General features: G+C 64.8%; 16 protein-coding genes. 6 read left to right on the top strand and 10 right to left on the bottom strand.

The genetic code is table 11. The annotated features are described in order from the left end of the window. The first annotated feature begins 2 nt into the window (after window positions 1–2). On the top strand, window positions 3–758 hold the full coding sequence (locus OC450_RS19055; RefSeq protein ID WP_262048439.1) for a GntR family transcriptional regulator: 756 nt from the start codon (window positions 3–5) through the stop codon (window positions 756–758). 86 nt (window positions 759–844) lie between these two features. On the opposite strand, the gene OC450_RS19050 is transcribed toward OC450_RS19055, so the two are convergent. Continuing rightward, entirely contained in the window at window positions 845–1261 is a 417-nt protein-coding gene (locus OC450_RS19050) for a nuclear transport factor 2 family protein (protein WP_211383379.1), read from the bottom strand. A 148-nt stretch (window positions 1262–1409) separates the two neighbouring features. Here OC450_RS19050 and OC450_RS19045 point away from each other — a divergent pair, with 148 nt between their 5' ends. Together OC450_RS19045 and OC450_RS19040 are read left to right on the top strand one after the other, a co-directional pair. Continuing rightward, window positions 1410–2651, top strand: coding sequence for an amidohydrolase family protein (locus tag OC450_RS19045; RefSeq protein WP_211383378.1), 1242 nt, complete (start codon window positions 1410–1412; stop codon window positions 2649–2651). A gap of 213 nt (window positions 2652–2864) precedes the next feature. Further along, complete coding sequence (locus OC450_RS19040; RefSeq protein ID WP_211383377.1) at window positions 2865–3176, top strand: hypothetical protein; 312 nt, start codon at window positions 2865–2867, stop codon at window positions 3174–3176. A 12-nt stretch (window positions 3177–3188) separates the two neighbouring features. Here the strand turns inward: OC450_RS19040 and OC450_RS19035 are convergent, their stop codons facing one another. The 8 genes from OC450_RS19035 to OC450_RS19000 form a co-directional block, all read right to left on the bottom strand. Next, the gene (locus OC450_RS19035) at window positions 3189–4112 is read right to left on the bottom strand and encodes a DUF1932 domain-containing protein (protein WP_262048523.1); all 924 of its coding nucleotides are present in this window, start codon (window positions 4110–4112) and stop codon (window positions 3189–3191) included. Then, window positions 4109–4978: a hypothetical protein gene (locus OC450_RS19030; RefSeq protein WP_211383376.1), complete on the bottom strand. Its 870-nt coding sequence runs from the start codon at window positions 4976–4978 to the stop codon at window positions 4109–4111. The genes OC450_RS19035 and OC450_RS19030 overlap by 4 nt, the downstream gene beginning before the upstream one ends. A gap of 24 nt (window positions 4979–5002) precedes the next feature. Beyond that, the gene (locus OC450_RS19025) at window positions 5003–5686 is read right to left on the bottom strand and encodes a 4-carboxy-4-hydroxy-2-oxoadipate aldolase/oxaloacetate decarboxylase (RefSeq protein ID WP_262048438.1); all 684 of its coding nucleotides are present in this window, start codon (window positions 5684–5686) and stop codon (window positions 5003–5005) included. Continuing rightward, complete coding sequence (locus OC450_RS19020) at window positions 5683–6396, bottom strand: PIG-L deacetylase family protein (RefSeq protein WP_211383374.1); 714 nt, start codon at window positions 6394–6396, stop codon at window positions 5683–5685. The genes OC450_RS19025 and OC450_RS19020 overlap by 4 nt, the downstream gene beginning before the upstream one ends. A 67-nt stretch (window positions 6397–6463) precedes the next feature. After that, window positions 6464–7765, bottom strand: a complete 1302-nt coding sequence (gene dctA / locus OC450_RS19015; protein ID WP_211383373.1) for a C4-dicarboxylate transporter DctA — start codon at window positions 7763–7765, stop codon at window positions 6464–6466. Then, entirely contained in the window at window positions 7762–8646 is an 885-nt protein-coding gene (locus OC450_RS19010; RefSeq protein WP_211383372.1) for an amidohydrolase family protein, read from the bottom strand. Before OC450_RS19010 ends, dctA begins: the two co-directional genes overlap by 4 nt. Then, entirely contained in the window at window positions 8646–9605 is a 960-nt protein-coding gene (locus OC450_RS19005) for an amidohydrolase family protein (RefSeq protein ID WP_211383371.1), read from the bottom strand. Before OC450_RS19005 ends, OC450_RS19010 begins: the two co-directional genes overlap by 1 nt. Before the next feature lie 74 nt (window positions 9606–9679). Further along, window positions 9680–10390, bottom strand: a complete 711-nt coding sequence (locus OC450_RS19000) for a TetR/AcrR family transcriptional regulator (protein WP_256806872.1) — start codon at window positions 10388–10390, stop codon at window positions 9680–9682. 115 nt (window positions 10391–10505) lie between these two features. Here OC450_RS19000 and OC450_RS18995 point away from each other — a divergent pair, with 115 nt between their 5' ends. Together OC450_RS18995 and OC450_RS18990 are read left to right on the top strand one after the other, a co-directional pair. After that, complete coding sequence (locus tag OC450_RS18995; RefSeq protein ID WP_262048437.1) at window positions 10506–11486, top strand: tripartite tricarboxylate transporter substrate binding protein; 981 nt, start codon at window positions 10506–10508, stop codon at window positions 11484–11486. Between the two features lie 10 nt (window positions 11487–11496). Further along, window positions 11497–12297 (top strand): ABC transporter substrate-binding protein, encoded by an 801-nt coding sequence (locus OC450_RS18990; RefSeq protein WP_262048436.1) that lies wholly within the window; start codon window positions 11497–11499, stop codon window positions 12295–12297. A 143-nt stretch (window positions 12298–12440) separates the two neighbouring features. On the opposite strand, the gene OC450_RS18985 is transcribed toward OC450_RS18990, so the two are convergent. Further along, window positions 12441–13583 carry a mechanosensitive ion channel family protein gene (locus tag OC450_RS18985; RefSeq protein ID WP_262048435.1) on the bottom strand — a complete coding sequence of 381 codons (1143 nt, stop codon included), beginning with the start codon at window positions 13581–13583 and terminating at the stop codon, window positions 12441–12443. A 127-nt stretch (window positions 13584–13710) separates the two neighbouring features. Between OC450_RS18985 and OC450_RS18980 the strand changes: the two genes are divergently transcribed. Beyond that, entirely contained in the window at window positions 13711–14964 is a 1254-nt protein-coding gene (locus OC450_RS18980; protein WP_262048434.1) for a DUF763 domain-containing protein, read from the top strand. Window positions 14965–15009 lie beyond the last annotated feature (45 nt).

Below are 15009 nucleotides of genomic sequence, written 5' to 3'. Positions count from 1 at the left end.
CGATGGCCGCTCGCGCCGCCCACAAGACTTCCGAATCGTCCGACAAGGTCAGCGTGATCTGCCGCGCGCTGCGGCGCGCGATCATCGAGCAGGCGCTGGAGCCCGGCGCCAAGCTGCCGGAGGATTCACTCGGCGAACGGTTCGGCGTCAGCCGCACCATTGCCCGCCATGCATTGGGGCAGCTCGCCGCCGAAGGCCTGGTCGAGCTCCGCCGCAACCGGATCGCCGTGGTGGCGACCCCGAGCTGGCAGGAGGCGCGCGATGCCTTCGACATCCGCATCCAGCTCGAGGGCCTCGTCGTCCGCCAGCTCGCGGGCAAGCTGACCAAGAGCCAGATCGCGGAGCTGAACGACCATGTCGACGCGGAGGACCGCGCGCGCGGCGGCACGGATGCGGTCTCGATCCGGCTCGCCACCGAATTCCACATCCTGCTCGCGCAGATGACGAGCAGCCCGATCCTGGTGCGCTATGTCAGCGAAGTCGCCTATCGCTGCTGCCTGACGCTGTCGCTCTACAGCCGGCCGCATTCGACCGAATGCGCGATCAACGAGCACCGCGCCATCATCGCCGCGCTCGCCAAGGGCGACGGGGCCAAGGTGATGGACTTGATGCATCATCATCTCGATTCCGTGGCCAGTCGCGCGCTGGTGGCTCCTGCCCCGCAGCGCGGCCGCGACCTGCTCGATATTCTCGCGCCCTATGCCGACGAGGCGACGAGCGATCGCGTCGTCAAGCTGCCGAAGGTGGCACGCCGCTAGAGCGCAATGAATTGCGCTTCAGCCTTTTCTAATTGCGCATGATCTCGTCGGAAAGCCGTTGCGCAGTTTTCCGGATCATGCGCGTGCTAGGCTTCAATCCCGCGCTGGACCAGAATGCGCTCGGCGCTGTCGTTCCAGACGTCCATCTTCACGATCTGCCCGTCCCTGACGACAAAGCGATCGACATAGCGGTTACCCTCGAACGGGGTGCCGTCGATCCACTCGCCGAAGAGAGTACCGACGCTGTAGACGACGGTCTCATCCGCACCCGGACAGACGTCGAACCTGTCCATCTTCTTCTTCACCCAGCGATAGCGTTTGGCGTTGAAGCCGGTCGGCCCGCGCGGATGATCGAACTCGCGCCCGCCGGTAAACGTGATCAGTGTCCCGGGCTTCATGTAGGCCGCGGCGGCATCAGGATCGGGTATCATCGAGGCGGTGAGATAGGCTTCCACGATCTCGGCGTCGGTCATCGGGCGTTCGGCTTTTGCAGGGGCGGACATGGCAGGTTCTCCGGGATCTCGATAGTCTACAATTCGCGCGCTAAACTGCATGCACATTTTTTGAACATTTTGGGCGCGTTACTGCACACAATCTGGAGCTGCCCGCTTCCCCAGCTTCCGCTAGGTTACCACAGTTGAATCCGACGCCATGACCACGCAGACCGCCTTCGACCTGATCTTCCGTAACACGCTGTTGCGATCATCCGCCGCACCCGTCGATATCGGCGTGAAGGGGGGCCGCATTGCTGCGATCGAGCCAAAGCTCGCCTGCGAGGCCGTCGAGGTCGATGTCGGCGGGCACCTTGCCCTGCCCGGCTTCGTCGATACCCACATCCATCTCGACAAGGCCTGCCTGCTCGGCCGCTGCGGGCACGATCACGGCAGCGTCTCGGAGGCGATCCGCGCCGTCGCCGGGATGAAAAAGGACTTTACGGTCGAGGATGTCTACGCGCGTGGCGCAAAAGTGCTCGAGCGCGCGATCGTGCACGGCACGACGCGGATGCGCACGCATGTCGAGATCGATCCGCGCGTCGGCTTGCGCGGCTTCGAAGCCGTGAAGGCGCTCAAACGCGACTATGCCTGGGCGATCGACCTGTCGCTCTGTGTCTTTCCGCAGGAAGGCCTGACCAACGATCCCGGAGCTGAGGAGCTGCTGATCCAGGCGCTGCGTGAGGGCGGCGAGGCGATCGGCGGCTGCCCTTACATGGACACCGACCCGAATGCGCACCTCGCGCGCATCTTCGATCTGGCCCAGGAGTTCGACGTCGATGTCGACCTGCATCTGGACTTCGACCTCGATCCCTCCTGGTGGCATCTCGATGAGGTCTGCCGGCAGACCGAGCGGCGCAACTATGGGGGACGCGTGGCGATCGGCCATGCCACTAAGCTCTCGGCCCTGCCGCCGGAACGGATGAAGGCGGCCACCGCGCAACTCGTCAAGGCCGGTGTTGCCGTCACCGTGCTGCCGGCGACCGATCTCTATCTGATGGGGCGCGAAGCGACCCACAACGCGCCGCGCGGGCTGACGCTTGCCCACAAGCTCGCCGGCAACGGCGTGCTGTGCTCGGTCGCGACCAACAACGTGCTCAATCCCTTCACGCCGTTCGGCGATGCGTCATTGCTGCGCATGGCGAATTTCTACGCCAATGTCGCGCACGCCTCGGTCAGCGATTTCGACACCTGCCTCGATCTGGTGACCGAGCTGCCGGCGCGGCTGATGAACCTCGGGGATTACGGCATCAAGGTGGGCAACCCCGCCGATCTGATCGTGCTCGATACCCGGGACAGCCGCTTCGCCATCGCCGAACTGCCGGACATCGTGATGGGCTTCAAAAGCGGCCGGCAGACTTTCGCGCGGCAACGGCCCACTCTGTTCCGCCCCGGCCGCTGACCCGCTGTCGGCGCATATCTGCATTGAAGCGTGGCGGATTGCCGCGCCATTTCAGTTCGATGTTACCGCTGATCGTTCTCATATTCCGAATCCGGTAGAACACCGGATAGTCGATCCGCACTGATTCCCGATAGCTGCACGCATTGCCAGTCCCGCGGTGCCGGTCGAAGCAGAACCTGCACTGATGTCTGCATTCGTCGGGGAAGCATCGACATGTTCAGCGCATTCAACAGCATCGACCGTCACGCCGTTCGAGCGAGAACGCCGAGCGAAGCCGCGATGCAACGGCTCGACGGCATCGGGCACGTCCTGTCCGACCTCGATCTGGCGGGCGTCCGGAACCAGGATGACCTGACGCGCATGCTCCTGACGCTGGATACTGCCGACAAGTGCATTCGGGTGATCCGCGCGGAATTCCGCCTCGAAACCGTGAGCGATCGGCTGGCCCGCAAGGCTGAAAACCTGATGGTGCTGATCGAACGCGCGCGCGACGAACTCACCGGCTGCCGCGCTGCTAAATCCTGAGCAGGATGCCGCCTACGTCTCGCGATTGATCTTCGCCAGAATTCGATCCGCCTCGGTACGCCAGTCCGCACTGCGTGCGAACTCCGTGCTGCCCCTGGTGCCGAACAGCCCCTCATCGGCGAGATCGGCGACCCAGGCCTGACGCTCGGCTGTGCCCTGCGCGGACCATGGCGTCAGTCCTGCCTCACGCACGGTCTCGGCGACCTCGCGAACCTCTTCGGCACGGCGACGGCCATGCTCGATCACGCGCTGGAAGAAGTAGGCCCCCTGCTTTTCCCAGTTGATGGCGGGGAAGGTTTCCGCCAGTGACCCCAGCACCGCATCTTCGACGCCATAGGCGCGCGCAGTGGTGAAGCTTTCGATGACCATGGCCTCGAGACCCTTGATCATGATGCTGCGGCACATCTTCACCGCGGAGGATACGCCCAGCTTGTCGCTGGCAACCTTCGCCGCGAAACCGATCGTGTTCAGGAGCGGTTCCAGCTCCCTGGCGCCGGGACCGCCGAGCAGCAGCGGCACCTTGATGCGATACGGCGGTACCGAGGTCATCACGGCGCCCTCGACATAGCGTCCGGCAGCGCCGTCGATCAGCGCTGCGGCGCGCTGCTTGGCGCCTGGAGACGCCGAATTGAAATCGAGAAACCAGGTGCCTTGGTTGATCGCGGCCGCGCAGGCCTTTGCCACCGGAACGGCCTGGCTCGCCGTGACCGCGGAGATGATGAAATCGGATTTCGCGGTCAGATCGGCGTGAGAGGTCGCGAGCGTGACACCGAATTTGGCCGCATGCTCCTTCAGGGAAGCGCCCTGCTCGCCTGCGAGCTTGATGTCGTAGGCCGCGACCTTGATGTCCTGCTGACGCAAGTCCTCGGCAAGAATCCTGCCGACCTCGCCATAGCCAACCAGCCCGATCTGCCACCGCCTCGGATCCGACATCAGTTCAATCCTCGCGTCGTCTCGTCGAACAGCTCCTCGACCGCATAGCGGCGCGGGATCAGCGCCTGCTGAAATGCATAATCGACGATCAGCTCCAACGGTCTTCTGTTCGCTTCGATTCCGAACGGCACGAGGTCCGGCGTAGCGGCAGCGCCCATCTGTTCCTTGTTCCGCTTGAGCAGATCATAGACGCCCGCGACGACATCGGGGCGCGATTTTGCCAGCTTCTCGGTCACGACCACGAGGTGATTGACCGGGACAGCGCCGCGAAGGGCAAACCATTTGGCGGCTTCCGCGGCCGGATCCGGAAACAGCGGCTTCAGCTTGGGATTGTCAGAGGTCTCGCCGAGGACGGCATCGAGCTCGCCGTCGAGCAGCATCTGAAGGACCTTCTTGTCCTTCGGCGCCCGCTCGGTGGTGTCGACATATTCGGCGACGTGCGGGTCCTCGAAGGTGACCCAGCGAATCTTCTCGAGATTGACGCCGTAGTCGTTGGCGAGGATCCCCCTGATCCAGGCCCCCGTCGTCGTCGTGAACGAGCGGATGCCGACGCGCCTGCCTTCGAGATCGGTTGGCCCAAGCGTACCCTGCGCGGGATTGTACAGCGCGTAAGCATGCTGGAAGCGGCCGAGCATGGTCGCCGGCAACAGCACCAGCGGCTTGCCATGGGCCTTCGCCATCAGATAAGTGACGATCGCCATCTCGCAGACGTCGAAGGCCTGCTCGCGCACCATCGGCTTGAACGCGGTGTTGGTCGGCGTGTACTCGATGAAGTCGAGGTCGAAAAGGTCGGAGCGGAGCTCGCCGCTCTTCACCGCCCGGACGTGAGGGTGACTGCCGAGCACGGCCTTCAGCTTGAGACGATCCATCCGCCCGCTCCGCATCTCTTCGCCCTAGACGTCCTCGGGACTGTCGACATAGACGAGCCCGGCCTTGGCCAGCGTCTCGCGCATGCTGTACATGTCGAGGCCCAGTTCGCCCGACGCGAGGCGCGTGCGCTTGCCGCCTTCATCCGCGTTGCGCTTCTTCGCCTTCTCGGCGACTTCCGCGGCATAACGCTTCGGCACCACCACGACGCCGTCGTCATCGGCCACGATGATGTCGCCGGGATCGACGCTGACGCCGGCGCAGACCACGGGAATGTTGACCGAGCCGAGCGTGGCCTTGACCGTGCCCTTGGCCGAGACCGCGCGCGACCACACCGGAAACTTCATTTCATGCAGGGCCCTCACGTCGCGGCAGCCGGCATCGATGATCAGCCCCTGCACGCCGCGCGCCTGGAGCGAGGTCGCGAGCAGCTCGCCGAACATGCCGTCGGTATTGTCGGTAGTGCAGCCGACGACGAGGATGTCGCCCCTCTTGCACTGCTCGACCGCGACATGGATCATCCAGTTGTCGCCGGGCTGGGCCAGCACGGTCACGGCGGGGCCGGCAATCGCCGCGCCGGCCCAGACGGGGCGCAAGTAAGGCTTCATCAGACCGATGCGGCCGTAGGCTTCGTGCACGGTCGAAACGCCGTACTCCGCCATCCCGGCGGGATCGGCACGCATGATGTTGCGAACGACGACCGGCTTCATGCAAGCTCCTCCGCAACGGTCGGGAACAGGCGCTGATAGGCCTCGCCGTAAGTCATGGGCACGCCTGTGTTGCGGCTGCCCTGGATGCCGCGGTTGAGCGCGACGCGCTCGTAATAGCCCCACAGATGCTTCTGCGCGGCGAGGATCTGGAACGCCTCGTACTTCTCCTTCCAGACCTCGTCGATCTTGAGGAGCAGGTCCGGCTTGTAATTGCACTGCTCGGGCTGGTGCGGCTCGAACAGAAACACCGGCGGCGCCGAATATTTGTACTGCGCGCCGGGCTTGTGGCCCATCGCCTGCGCGACCACGCGGGTCTCCTGCGCGAAATGCGCCGCGTTCGGATGGTCGAAATTATACGGGTCTTCCAGCGCGTGCGTCAGCACGAAGCTCGGATTGAGCTCGCGGTAGATGTCGACCATGCGATCGAAATGCGCCTCGTCAAGCTTCAGCGGATAGTCGCCGCAGTCGAAGAACTCGATCTCGGCGCCGAGCAGCTTTGCCGCCCGCTCCGCCTCGTCCTTGCGGCCGGCCTTGACCGATTCCAGCGTTGCGCCCTTCTCCTTCCAGGCGAACTGGCTTTCGCCGCGCTCGCCGAAGGACATGCACACGATCTTCATGCGATAGCCCTTTTTCGCATGCAGCGCGATGGCACCGCCGGCGCGCCAGACGAAATCGCCCGGATGGGCCGTGACCACGAGACCTGTCTTCATGGGACAAACTCCCCTCTTTCGTTCGTATGCAGCATAGGCCACCCGCGCCACGCAGGCAGCAATTTCATCAAGCGGTGACGGCCGCGGGTTCCTCGCCGTCGAGCACGCGCCTGAGGCGCTCGCCGTCGAGGGCGCCTTCCCATTTGGCAATCGCAATCGTCGCAACCGCGTTCCCGATCAGATTGGTCGGCGTCAGTCCCTGGGACATCAGGCGATGGATGCCGAGCACCAGCGCCACGCTCGTCACCGGAATGGAGCCGGTGGCGGACAGCGTCGCCGCCAGCACGACAAAGGCGGCGCCCGCGATACCTGCGGCGCCCTTGGAGGTCACGAGCAGGATCAGCAGCAGCTCGATCTGCTCGGCGAGCCCGAACGGCGTGTTGGTCGCCTGCGCCAGGAACACCGAGGCGGCGGCGAGATACAGACAGGTGCCGTCGAGATTGAAGGAATAGCCGGTCGGGATCACGAGGCCAACCACGCTCTTCTCGCAGCCGGCCTTCTCCAGCTTGGTCAGCATGCGCGGCAGCACCGTCTCGGACGATGTCGTGGCGATGCAGATCAGAAGCTCTTCCCAGATGTAGCGGATCAGCTTGAGCAGCGAGAAGCCGCAGAGACGCGCGACGGGGCCGAGCGCCACGATGATGAAGATCACGCAGGTGAGATAAAAGCCGCCGAGGAGCTTGCCGAGCGAGGCCAGCGAGCCGACACCGAACTTGCCGACCGTGAAGGCGATGGCACCGAACGCACCGATCGGCGCCGCCCACATCACGAAGCCGACGACGGCGAACACCATCTTTGCGGCGATGTCGATCAGATGAACCAGCGGCGCGCCGCGCTCGCCGAGCTGTACCAGTGCGAACCCGCACAGCACGGAGATGAAGAGCACCTGGAGGATGTTGCCTTCGGCAAACGCGCCGATGAAGGTTGCCGGCACGATGTTCAAGAGAAACGGCACGAAGCCGATGACGGCGGTCTGCTTGACGTAGGGCTCGATCACGCTGGCATTGATGCTGGCGGGATCGATGTTCATGCCGACGCCGGGCTTGAGCACATTCACCGCGACGAGGCCGATGACCAGCGCGATCGTGGTCATGATCTCGAAATAAACGATCGCCTTCACCGCGACGCGCCCGACCCGCGCCATGTCGGCCATGTGCGCGATGCCGTGCACGACGGTGCAGAAGATGATCGGCGCGATCAGCATCCGGATCGCCTTGATGAAGGCGTCCCCGAGCGGCTGCATCTTGGCGCCCGCCTCCGGGCTTACGATCCCGAGCGCGATGCCCGCCGCCATGGCGATGAGCACCTGGATCCAGAGCTCCTTCCACCAGGCCCGGCCGCGCGGCTTGTCGATCGCGAGCGCCGTCATTGGTCGAACTCGAACAGGCGCGCGGGATTGTCGACGAGGATCTTCTGCTGGAACTCCGGCTCCGGCGCGAACAGCGGGATCAGGTCGACGAGATCGCCGTCATTCGGCATCGCCTTGACGTTGGGATGCGGCCAATCGGTGCCCCAGATGATGCGGTCCGGAGCGGTCTCGACGATCTTTCGCGCGAACGGCACGGCGTCCGTGAACGGGGGACCGGCCGAGGACACCCGCTCCGAGCCGCAGATCTTGACCCAGCATTTCTCGTCGCGCTGCATCAGCTCGATCAAAATCTTGAACGGAATCTGGTCGAGCCCGTCGGACGCCTTCACCCGTCCCATATGGTCGATGGTGTAGCTCAGCGGCAGCCGTGTCAGCATGTCGGCATATTCAGGCAGGTCGATCGCATCGAAATGCAGGTCGATGTGCCAGCCGAGCGGGGCGACCATCGCGATGATGCGGTCGAACACCCGCTTGTCAGGAACGCCGCCGAGATGACGGACGAAATTGAAGCGGCAGCCGCGAAAGCCGCCCTCGTGCAGCACGCGGAGGTCGCGCTCGGTGATGGTGTCGTCAATGTTGGCGACCGCGCGGTAGGCGCCATTGCTCTGCGCGATGGCATCGAGCGCGACCGTGTTGTCGGTGCCGTGGACGCTGGCATTGACGATGACGGCACGCTCGACGCCGAGCTTGGCATGCAGGGCGCGGAAATCGGCGAGCGGCGCATCCGGCGGCGTGTAGGAACGGTCGGGCGCGTAAGGGTATTTCGCGCCGGGGCCGAAGATGTGGCAATGCGCGTCGCAAGACAGCTTCGGCAGCTTGAACTTCGGCGTACGGGTGTTCGGATCGGGCGGCGGAATGGTCGGCGTGTACATCATGCTCATCAGGTGAACTTGAACAGGCGCGCGGGATTGTCGACCAGCAGTTTCTGCCGGACCTTTGCGTCGGGCGCGTAGAGGGGAACAAGGTCGACGATCTCGCCGTCGTTCGGCATGATCTTGACGTTGGGATGCGGCCAGTCGGTGCCCCAGATGACGCGGTCGGGTGCATTGTCGATCAGCGCCTTCGCGAACGGCACGGCATCGTGGAACGGTTTGCCGGCCGCGGAGGCACGTTCGAGGCCGGTGATCTTGACCCAGCACTTCTCGTCCTTCTTCTGAAGGTCGAGCAAGGCCGTGAAACCGGGATCGTCGAGCCCTTTGCTCGCCTGGACCGTTCCCATGTGATCGATCACGTAAGGCGTCGGCAGCGCGGTCAGAAGGGCTGCGAATTCGGAGATCGTGCCCGGCTCGAAATAGACATCGACATGCCAGCCGAGCTCGGCGACGCGATGCACGATGCGCTGGAACTTGGTCATGTCGCCGACGCCGCCGAGGCGCTTGAGGAAGGCAAAGCGGCAGCCGCAGATGCCGCCCTTGCCAAGCGCCGCCAGCTCTTTCTCGGTCATCTCGTCGTTGACGTTGGCGATGCCCTTGTAGGCGCCCTCGCTCTGCGCGATGGCATCGGTGACGACGCGATTGTCGGTGCCGTGCACGGTAGCATTGACGATCACGCAGCGCTCGACGCCGATCTTCTCGTGCACGCTGCGGAACGTCTCCAGCGGCGCATCGGCCGTATTGTAAGGGCGCTTTTCCGAGAAGGGATAACGCGACGCCGGCCCGAAAATGTGGGTGTGGCTGTCGCACGACTTCGGCGGCAGCTTGAAGGATGGCGTCTTGGGATTTGGATCCGGCGGCGCGATCGTCGGGATCGCTTTGGGCTCGGCACCTTGCGCGCGCGCTTCGCTCGTGAGCGCGGCACCGGCCAATCCGGTCAAGAGATGCAAACACTCCCGCCTGTTCATTTCCTCAACACCCTGTCACATGGTCCGCTTGCGAGCGAAAGCGCTGTTGCGCGCCTCCGCTCGAGCGGTTTCTTTCAAGTCTTGCTGCTGACGACCGGCCGCCGCTTCGCCGGCGCGGCCTGATCGAGCGCCGGCGCCTGGAACGCGGCAACGGTGGCCTGCACCAATTGCTCGATGGCGCTGGCGGCATCGTTGCCGTCGGCTTCGCCGCGCGACAGGCGCGAGACGCGATCCGGCGTCACCAGCGAGTAATAGAGCGCGCCGAGCAGGAAGTGGCTGCGCCAGACGATGTCGGTGCGCGGAATGTGCGGCAGGCTGTCGTGGATCGCGTCGATGAAGGCGTGGCTGGTATCGTCAAAAGTCTGCGCGATGATTTTTCGCGCCACTTCGTTGCCTTCGGCCGACATCACGGCGCGCAAGCGCGTGAAGCGCGCTCCCCCGCCGGCGAGATCGCTGCCCGAGGTGAAGGCCGGCACGACATAGGCCCGCACCACCGCTTCCAGCCGGTCCTGGAGATCGCGCACGCGCTTGGCGGCAGCGAGCAGCTCGGAACGGCGCAAATTCATCGGCCCGCAATGACGCTGGTAGATCTCCAGCAGCAGGCCGTCCTTGGTCTTGAAATGATAGGTCACGCTGCCGGGATTGGCGCCGGCGGCCTGCGCGATGTCGCGCACCGAAACGGCATTGAAGCCGTTGATGGCGAACAGCTCCTCGGCCGCGGCGAGGATCGCCTCGCGCATGTTCGGCTTGCGGGCCGTTTCCTTGCTGGTGGGCTTGCGTACCATGTGATTTGTACTATCGTACAAAAGATCAGGTCTCGTCAACAAGAACCATGGGCGGCGTCCGGAACGGCCTGGAGACCGCCGCGGGGAAGCGAACGCCATCAAGGAGTGCTGGGAAATGCTGGGTTTGAACAAGACAATCGGCGGGTTGATGCTGGGCGCCGGCCTGCTGCTGGCGGGTGGCGCCGCGCAGGCCGCCGACAACTATCCGAGCAAGCCGGTTCACATCCTCGTGCCCTACGCCGCCGGCGGCGCGGTCGACGTGCTCGCACGCACGCTCGGCCAGGCACTGGCGAAGACCTGGGGCCAGCAACCGGTGATCGACAACCGTCCGGGCGCCGGCGGCATCGTCGCCTCGCAGGCGCTGACGCAGGCAGCGCCCGACGGCTATACGCTGATCCTGGTCGCGAGCGGTCACCCGCTCAACCAGTTCATCTATCCGAGCGTGCCCTATGACACGTTCAAGGACTTTACCGCGATCAGTGAAGTCGCCTCCTCACCGCTCGCGATCGTCGTCGCCAAGGACAGCCCCTACAAGACACTCGGCGATCTGCTCGCTGCGGCCAAGAAGGAGCCGGACAAGCTCTCCTATGGCATGTCCGGCAACGGCACCTCGGCGCATCTCGCCGGCGAGCTGCTCAAATACATGTCGGGCACCAAGATCGTCGCGATCCCCTACAAGGGCGGCGCGCCGGCGTTGACCGCGGTGATCGCCGGCGACATACCAATCAGCATCAATCCACTTGCGGAAGCGATCAGCCAGGTCGAAGGCGGCCCGGTGCGCGCGCTCGCGGTGACCTCGGCCGAGCACTCGAAGGCGCTGCCCAATGTCCCGACGGTCGCGGAATCAGGCGTCCCCGGCTACGACGTCTCGGTCTGGTGGGGCGTGCTTGGACCTGCAAAAATGCCGCCGGAAATCGTGGCGAAGCTCGAAACCGATTTGAAGGCGGCACTACAGGATCCGAACGTGCTGTCGACACTCGGCAAGATCGGTGCAGCCCCGATCGGCTCCTCCGCCAAGGAGTTTGACGCCTACATGCACGCCGAGGCAACCAAATGGGAGCCGGTGCTGAAGGCCGCCGACATCCGCGCGCAGTGAGGCTCGCTACATGAGGACCTCTTACGGTCGCCTTGTCCGCGCCGTCCTGCTCGCGTTTGCAGTCATCGGTCTGCCCGGTGCGCCCGCGTGCGCCGATGGCGAAGCAAAACTGCTGGCGCCGAGCGGCATCTTGCGCGTCGGCATCTATCCGGGCAGTCCGACCTCGATGGTCTCGGACGCGGCCGGCAAGCCGCACGGCCTCGCCTACGATCTCGGCGGCGAGCTTGCAAAACGGCTCGGCGTGCACGTCGACTATGTCAGGTTCCAGCGTGTCGCCGACATCGTCACCGCGATCCATGATCGCCAGGTCGACTTTACCGTGACCAACGCCACGCCGGCCCGCGCCAACGACGTCAGCTTCAGCCAGCCCGTGCTGGCGATCGAGCTCGGCTATCTCGTTCCCGCGAACTCGCCTGTCGGCAGGGTCGAGGACATCGACAAACCGGGCATCAAGATCGGCGTCACCAAAGGCTCGACCTCCGAGCGTACGCTGCCGGCCAGATTCAAGAACGCGACCATCGTTCCCGCCGAAAGCGTCAAGGTTGCCGTCGCCATGTTCGGCCGCGGCGAGATCGATCTCTACGCGACCAACAAGCCGACACTGTTCGAGATGTCCGACCAGATGCCCGGCGCGAGGGTCCTCGACGGCAATTGGGGCCTGGAACACATGGCGATTGCGATTCCCAAGGGACGCGAGGATGCGCTTCCCCTGCTCAACAGCTTCGTCACGGACGAGCAGTCGTCCGGCGCGCTGGACACGATCCAGCAGCAGGCCGGCTTGCGCGGCGCGGCGAAGGCGACACGCGAGTAACCCGCAATTCGCCACCTGCTTCGCGGACCGCGAGACGATCTCCACCCTGGTCTGGGCGCGGCGAAAACTGCGCAAGCCGCGATCGCGCCCCGACCGGCAAGCCGGCGCAGCCGTGGTTGGCGCCGGCTGATCGTGCCCGCGATTCAATTGCGCACGCTCGCTCGCATCTTCTCCGGCGGCGCGGGGCGCCGCAGGACATCGGCATCATCGTCGCTCGACGGGATCAGGATCGCGCGCTCGCGCGGCAGGGCTTCGGGCATCTCGTCGCGAATGAAAGCGATGAGCTTCTCTCTCATCTCGCAGCGCAAGTCCCAGGATTGCGGCGCATTTCGCGCGCTGACCAGCGCGCGCAGTTCGATGGTGCGCGAATCCGCGTCGATCACCTGGAGATTGACCACCGCGCCGTCCCAGAGCCTGGAGTCCTTCACCGCTCCCTCCAGCCAGCGCCGGATGCGCGGCACGTCGGCCCGATAATCGACGTGCAGCGCGATGACACCGATCAGGGACGCGGTGTCGCGGGTCCAGTTCTGGAACGGCTTCTCGATGAAATAGGACAGCGGCACCACCATGCGGCGCCAGTCCCACAGCCGGATCACCACATAGGTCGAGGCGATGTCCTCGACCCAGCCCCACTCGTTCTCGATGATGACGGCATCCTCGATGCGGATCGGCTGGGTGATCGCGATCTGCACGCCCGCGATCAGGTTGCTCAGCAGCGGCCGGGCGGCAAGACCGACGATGATACCGGCTGCGCCGGCGGAAGCGAACAGGCTGACGCCGTATTGCCTCACCGAGTCGAACGTCATCAGCGCGGTCGACACCGTGATGATGACGATGATGATATCGGTGACGCGCTTGAACACACGGACCTGGGTGACGTGCTTGCGCGCGATGAAATTCTCGGTGACGTCGCGAAAGTTCTGGAGATAGCGTGCCGCGCTCATGTCCACGATCCGGATCGATATCCACCCGATCAGCGCGATGAAGGCGACGACGAACAGGCTCGTCAGCGGCGTGCGAAAGGCATCGTCCAGCGGCGCGAGCGGCAGCACCAATGCTACAGTGGCAAGACAGAGGGCAAGTTGGGCAGGGCCAGCCGTCCGCTCGATGAACACGCTCATGAGCGGGAGACGGGTTCCGAAGGCGCGGTTGAACAGCCAAACCGCGAGGCGATAGATCGACAGGGCAACCAGGATCGCGCCGGCGACCAGAGCAAGGCCGACGAACCATGACGGTATCCACCCGAACATCCTGTCGATGTCGGCCAAAAGGGCCTGCCGATTCATTAAAGTCCCCGCATTTGCATCCGCGCTTGCCGTCCAACGCGTTGCAGCGTGGTTCGCTCCCGCGTTCAGTGCAACGCAGCATCCCTCTGATGCAATCACCGCCGAACTGCGCTATTTCTAGGCGATCATGACTCGACGCACCGGCAGCGCTGATCTTCCTCTCCACACGGGACGGGTTCCGCCGTGGCTGGCGAATCGCATGGCTTCGTTAGGGGCGATCGTCACGCAGGCGATCGTGCATCATTACGGCCGCGATGCGTTCCTGCAGCGCCTCTCGCATCCGTTCTGGTTCCAGTCGTTCGGGGCCGTCATGGGGATGGATTGGCACTCCTCGGGCATCACGACGTCCGTGATCGGCGCGTTGAAGCGCGGGCTCGCGCCGCTCCAGGACGAGCTCGGAATTTACGTCTGCGGCGGACGCGGTCAGCACTCGCGCAAGACGCCTGACGAACTGCTGCAACTCGGCGACCGCGTCGGCTTCGACGGCGCCATGCTCACGCGTGCGAGTCGCCTCGTGGCAAAGGTCGACAGCGCCGCGGTCCAGGACGGATTTGACCTTTACCTGCACGGCTTCTTCGTCACCGCCGATGCCAAATGGACGGTGGTGCAGCAGGGTATGAACGGCGACAAACGGCAGGCCCGCCGTTATCACTGGCATTCCGAGGCGCTGACGAGTTTTGTCGATGCGCCGCACAGCGCGATCGACGGGCCGCTGCAAGGCGAGATCGTCAATCTCACCGACCGTCGCGCCGGCGTCTCGCGCGTTGCCCAGCTCGAGCTCTTGAGCGTCCTCAGCCCGGATCGCATCCTCTGCGAATTCGAGCGGCTCACCGGGACCGCGCCCGAGCCTGCGCAGGCGATGCTGCCGCACCTGATCATGCCCGCGCATCACGATGTCAGGCCCAAGGACGTGTTCGCGCGCCGCCTGCACGGCACGCTGGCGGCTGCGGCCGAACGTGGCCCGGTCGATTTTCCGGAGCTCCTGCTGACGCCCGGCGTCGGCGCACGCACGGTGCGATCGCTGGCGATGGTGGCCGAGGTCGTGCATGGCGCGCCCTATCGCTTCAGCGATCCCGCGCGCTTCTCGCTTGCCCACGGCGGCAAGGACCGGCATCCCTACCCCGTCCCGATCAAGGTCTATGACGAGACCATTCGCGTGCTCAAGGGCGCGATCCAGAACGCGAAGCTCGGGCGCGAGGAAGAGATGCAGGCGATCCGGCGCCTCGACGATCAGGCGCGCCGGCTGGAACGCACCGCGCACGGTCCATCGGTGGAGACGTTCATGGCGGGTGAGCGGGCGGCCTCGCCCGATCTCGACGGCCGCTCCGTTTTCGGCTGGGAGCGCGATCTTGTCGCCGCGAAGAAGCTGACCGGCTCTTAGCTTCGCCCACCTACTCGTCCTCGTCCTCCCACAAGCCGGTTGGCC

It is taken from the genome of Bradyrhizobium sp. Bra78, assembly GCF_024519855.1.
GTDB lineage: Bacteria > Pseudomonadota > Alphaproteobacteria > Rhizobiales > Xanthobacteraceae > Bradyrhizobium > Bradyrhizobium japonicum_G.
The sequence above is the reverse complement of the archived record's forward strand: the minus strand, read 5'-3'. Positions and strand labels throughout refer to the sequence as shown.

What these genes read in the sequence shown, in the direction of transcription:
- OC450_RS19025 (WP_262048438.1), bottom strand. Translation starts at nt 5,686, where the DNA reads ATGAAGCCGGTCGTCGTTCGCAACATCATGCGTGCCGATCCCGCCGGG.
- OC450_RS19055 (WP_262048439.1), top strand. Translation starts at nt 3, where the DNA reads ATGGCCGCTCGCGCCGCCCACAAGACTTCCGAATCGTCCGACAAGGTC.
- OC450_RS18995 (WP_262048437.1), top strand. Translation starts at nt 10,506, where the DNA reads ATGCTGGGTTTGAACAAGACAATCGGCGGGTTGATGCTGGGCGCCGGC.
- OC450_RS18980 (WP_262048434.1), top strand. Translation starts at nt 13,711, where the DNA reads ATGACTCGACGCACCGGCAGCGCTGATCTTCCTCTCCACACGGGACGG.
- OC450_RS19045 (WP_211383378.1), top strand. Translation starts at nt 1,410, where the DNA reads ATGACCACGCAGACCGCCTTCGACCTGATCTTCCGTAACACGCTGTTG.
- OC450_RS19010 (WP_211383372.1), bottom strand. Translation starts at nt 8,646, where the DNA reads ATGAGCATGATGTACACGCCGACCATTCCGCCGCCCGATCCGAACACC.
- OC450_RS18990 (WP_262048436.1), top strand. Translation starts at nt 11,497, where the DNA reads ATGAGGACCTCTTACGGTCGCCTTGTCCGCGCCGTCCTGCTCGCGTTT.
- OC450_RS19000 (WP_256806872.1), bottom strand. Translation starts at nt 10,390, where the DNA reads ATGGTACGCAAGCCCACCAGCAAGGAAACGGCCCGCAAGCCGAACATG.
- OC450_RS18985 (WP_262048435.1), bottom strand. Translation starts at nt 13,583, where the DNA reads ATGAATCGGCAGGCCCTTTTGGCCGACATCGACAGGATGTTCGGGTGG.
- OC450_RS19020 (WP_211383374.1), bottom strand. Translation starts at nt 6,396, where the DNA reads ATGAAGACAGGTCTCGTGGTCACGGCCCATCCGGGCGATTTCGTCTGG.
- dctA (WP_211383373.1), bottom strand. Translation starts at nt 7,765, where the DNA reads ATGACGGCGCTCGCGATCGACAAGCCGCGCGGCCGGGCCTGGTGGAAG.
- OC450_RS19005 (WP_211383371.1), bottom strand. Translation starts at nt 9,605, where the DNA reads ATGAACAGGCGGGAGTGTTTGCATCTCTTGACCGGATTGGCCGGTGCC.
- OC450_RS19040 (WP_211383377.1), top strand. Translation starts at nt 2,865, where the DNA reads ATGTTCAGCGCATTCAACAGCATCGACCGTCACGCCGTTCGAGCGAGA.
- OC450_RS19050 (WP_211383379.1), bottom strand. Translation starts at nt 1,261, where the DNA reads ATGTCCGCCCCTGCAAAAGCCGAACGCCCGATGACCGACGCCGAGATC.
- OC450_RS19030 (WP_211383376.1), bottom strand. Translation starts at nt 4,978, where the DNA reads ATGGATCGTCTCAAGCTGAAGGCCGTGCTCGGCAGTCACCCTCACGTC.